Source organism: Streptomyces boncukensis (assembly GCF_011045075.1).
Classification (GTDB): Bacteria; Actinomycetota; Actinomycetes; order Streptomycetales; family Streptomycetaceae; genus Streptomyces; species Streptomyces boncukensis.
This window is the reverse complement of record NZ_JAAKZZ010000836.1, coordinates 1-2067: the sequence shown is the minus strand read 5'-3', so window position 1 is coordinate 2067 and position 2067 is coordinate 1. Positions and strand designations below refer to the sequence as shown.

Below are 2067 nucleotides of genomic sequence, written 5' to 3'. Positions count from 1 at the left end.
CCCCCCCGCACACCCCATGCAAGGACGGATCCCCACCGCACCCTGAGAACGAGTTGGAGCGCGGATGCCCCAGCACGTACGACACTCCCTGGTGTCCTCCCACGGCTCACTCGCCGGCCCGCAGCCCTCCCCCGCCGTGCCCGGCAGGGTGCCGGGGCGCGGGCAGCGCGCCGCCGCTCCAGGGTCCCCGCGCCGCATCGTGTTCCTCGCCCGACGCGACCTCGACAACCCGGCGGCAGGCGGCTCCGAGCTGCTGGTCGACCGGATCGCCGAGGGCCTCCTCGGCTACGGCCACCAGGTCACCCTGCTGTGCGGCGGCCCCGCCGCCTACCGCGACTACCGCGTCGTCTCGGCCGGCGGGGACGCGGGGCACTTCCTGCGGGCCCGCAGGGCCTTCGCCCGCCAGATCGGCGACTGCGACCTGCTCGTGGAGGTCTGCAACGGCATGCCGTACCTGGCGCCCCTGTGGCACCGGGGGCCGACACTCTGCTTCGTCAACCACGTGCACACCGACCTGTGGGGCATGCGCTACCCGGCGCCCGCCGCGCGGCTGGGCCGCGGGCTGGAGCACTGGGCGCTGGCCCGCAACCACCGGGCCAACCTCAAGGTCGCGGTGTCCGGCTCCACCGCCGAGGCGCTGCGGCGGCTCGGCGTGCCCGCCGACGAGATCCGCATCGTGCACAACGGGGTCGAGGAGCCGCCCCCGCTGCTGCCCAAGTCGCCCGAGCCGCTGTTCCTCGCCATGGGCAGGCTGGTGGAGTACAAGCGCGTGGACCTGCTGCTGCGGCTGTGGGAGCGGGTCAGGCCGGTCACCGGCGGCCGGCTGGTCATCGTCGGGGACGGGCCCGAGCGGGCCGCCCTGGAGGCCATGGCGGGCCCCGGTGTGACCTTCGCGGGGCGGGTCAGCGAGGGCGAGAAGCACCGGCTGCTGTGCCGGTCCTGGATGCTGCTGCACCCCTCGCTCGTGGAGGGCTGGGGCCTGGTCGTCACGGAGGCCGCGGCCCGCGGCACGCCCGCCATCGGCTTCGACATCCCCGGGCTGCGCGACTCCGTCGAGGACGGCGTCACCGGGCTGCTCGCGCGCGGCGAGAGCTCCTTCGCCGCGCACTGGTGCACGCTGGCGCTGTCCGCCGAGCGCCGCGGCGCGCTGGGGCGCGCGGCCGAGCGCCGCGCCACACGCTACCGGTGGGCGAACACGGTACGGAGCTTCCGGGCGGTCGCGGCGGAGGCGTACGCTCGTGCCGCGCCGGCCCCGGCGCCTCCCCACAGCTCCCCCCAACCGATCCCCGTTGGGCAGTGATACGACCGTGCGGGACCCCTCCATCCGAAGATCCGTCGCTCTCTTCCGCGCCTTCATGCGGGAGCAGACCGACCCCGAGTACTGCTACGGCCTGCTCGCCCGCGACGCGGCCGAGCAGGTCGAGAAGTACGTTCCGCTCCAGGGCAGCACCGTCGTGGACGTCGGCGGCGGCGGCGGTCACTTCACCGAGGAGTTCCGCCGCCGGGGCGCGCACTCCTATCTGTTCGAGCCGGACCCGCGCGAGCTGCACGCCGGGGGGCGCACGCCGCCGGGCGCGGTGCTCGCGGACGGCTATCTGCTGCCGCTCGCGGAGGGCGCGGCGGACGTGTGCTTCTCGTCCAACGTCCTGGAGCACGTGTCGGACCCGCGCACCTTCCTGTCCGAGATGGTGCGCGTCACCCGGCCCGGCGGGCTGATCTACGTGTCGTTCACCAACTGGTACTCCCCGTGGGGCGGTCACGAGACCGCCCCCTGGCACTACCTCGGCGCCGAGCGCGCCCGCGCCCGCTACCAGCGGCGCACCGGCCGCCCGGCCAAGCACACCCTGGGCGAGAACCTCTTCGCCGTGCACATCGGGCCGACCCTCCGCCACGTGCGCTCGCGCGACGACGTGCGGATCGTCACGGCCCGCTCCCGCTACTGGCCCTTCCTCGCCGGTGCCGTCACCCGCGTGCCGGGCGTGCGGGAGTTCGCCACCTGGAACCTCCTTCTCATCCTCCGGCGGTGTCCCACATGACCACGACCGTCCAGGCGCCACCCCAGGCCCC

General features: G+C 74.8%; 2 protein-coding genes. Both read left to right on the top strand.

The window, feature by feature from the left end; all coding sequences use genetic code 11:
* The first annotated feature begins 64 nt into the window (after positions 1 to 64).
* On the top strand, positions 65 to 1300 hold the full coding sequence (locus G5C65_RS36180) for a glycosyltransferase family 4 protein (protein ID WP_165303291.1): 1236 nt from the start codon (positions 65 to 67) through the stop codon (positions 1298 to 1300).
* Positions 1301 to 1307: 7 nt separating this feature from the next.
* Positions 1308 to 2036 carry a methyltransferase domain-containing protein gene (locus G5C65_RS36175; protein WP_165303290.1) on the top strand — a complete coding sequence of 243 codons (729 nt, stop codon included), beginning with the start codon at positions 1308 to 1310 and terminating at the stop codon, positions 2034 to 2036.
* Positions 2037 to 2067: the final 31 nt, after the last annotated feature.

Bases quoted from the DNA above. Each gene is read 5' to 3' on its own strand.
- G5C65_RS36180 (WP_165303291.1), top strand. From the start codon at position 65: ATGCCCCAGCACGTACGACACTCCCTGGTGTCCTCCCACGGCTCACTC.